The following is a 1,373-nucleotide window of genomic DNA, read 5'->3' on the forward strand; positions in this document are numbered from 1 at the left end:
GCCCGCGGTGGGCCCGGGTGCCGCCCGGCTCCGTGGCTTCCGTGGCGCGTCAGACGGTGGAGCGGGCGCCGGGCAGGTACTCGCCGAACCGGAACTCCGTGTACCGGTGGGTGAGGCCGACCCCGTTGCCGCTGATCGTCGACGAGCCGCTGGTGAGCGGGCCGGACGCCGATCCCTTGGCGGTCCACACCACGCCGTACGCGTTCTCGGCGGGGGCGCCCACGACCGTCTCCGCCCGGCCGTCCTTGTTCAGGTCGGTCAGGTGGACGGACTGTCCGAACATGTCGCCCGCCTCGCCGGTGCCGGGCACGCCGCTGGTGTCCTGGGTGAAGGACTTCGCCCCGGTCGCGGTCAGTCCGGCGGCCGATCCACGCAGCAGGGTCGTGGAGCCCGCGTAGGAGAGGGAGCCGAGGGCTTCGCCCGGGGTGCCGACCAGGACGTCGGCGTAGGTGTCGCCGTCGACGTCGCCGACGCCGATCGAGGAGCCGAACAGGTCGCCGTCCTCGGCGGCGCCCGGGACCCCGGCGGTGTCCTGGTGGAAGACCTGGGGCTTCTGGTCGGGGGTGATGCCCTGCGGGCCGCCGTAGAGGACCTGGATCTCGCCGCCGCGGTGGGCGGGGGTGTCGCCGAGGGTCAGCGAGGCGTCGTAGGGGATGCCGGTGACCAGGTCGCCGTACCCGTCGCCGTTCACGTCGCCGATCCGGCCGGAGAGGCCGTCGGCGAAGGGCAGTTCGGTGTAGGAGCCGTGGCGGTTCTCCAGGTGGACCGGGCCGCTGACGTCTCCGTCGGTCGGGCCCGGCAGCCAGAAGCGTTCGGCCTTCCCGTCGCCGTTCACGTCGCCCATGACGACGCCCCGGTTGGTCCCGAGGTGGTTCACGAACGCCCGGGACGCCGGGGTCCCGGAGCGGGTGAAGGGGCCGGTGTAGGTGGTGGCGCCGCAGTGGCCGGTGACGCCGAGGTCGGGGGCGCCGTCGCCGGTGACGTCTCCCACCGCCACCCCGGCGGCGAAGTAGCAGCCCTCGTCCAGGCCGGTCGGGGTGGGGACGGTGGCGCCGCCCTTGAGGCCCGAGGATCCGCCCCAGACGATGGTGAGCGATCCGGTGCCCCACATGGTGCCCGCCGACTCGCTCGGGGTGCCGACGAGCAGGTCGGCGTAGCCGTCGCGGTCGAGGTCGGCGGAGGTGACGGCCGAGCCGAAGTGGTCCCACTCCTCCGGCGTGCCGGGTATGCCGGTGGTGGCCTGCGTGATGACGACGCGCCGGGACGCGGAGACGCCGCTCGCGGAGCCGTAGAACACCACGACCGCGCCCGCCGCGTCGACGGTGCCGCTGGCGGCGCCGGGCGCGCCGACGGCCAGGTCGCGGTAGCCGTCG

1 protein-coding gene is annotated in these 1,373 nt (G+C 74.7%); it reads right to left on the reverse strand.

Annotated elements, in window-relative coordinates; genetic code table 11:
- Positions 1–49: 49 nt before the first annotated feature.
- Positions 50–1,373 (reverse strand): FG-GAP and VCBS repeat-containing protein (locus HW445_RS31085; RefSeq protein ID WP_180224120.1); only part of this gene is annotated, 1,324 nt, incomplete at its 5' end.

The organism is Streptomyces sp. UH6, assembly GCF_013421635.1.
Taxonomy (GTDB): Bacteria; Actinomycetota; Actinomycetes; order Streptomycetales; family Streptomycetaceae; genus Streptomyces; species Streptomyces abyssomicinicus.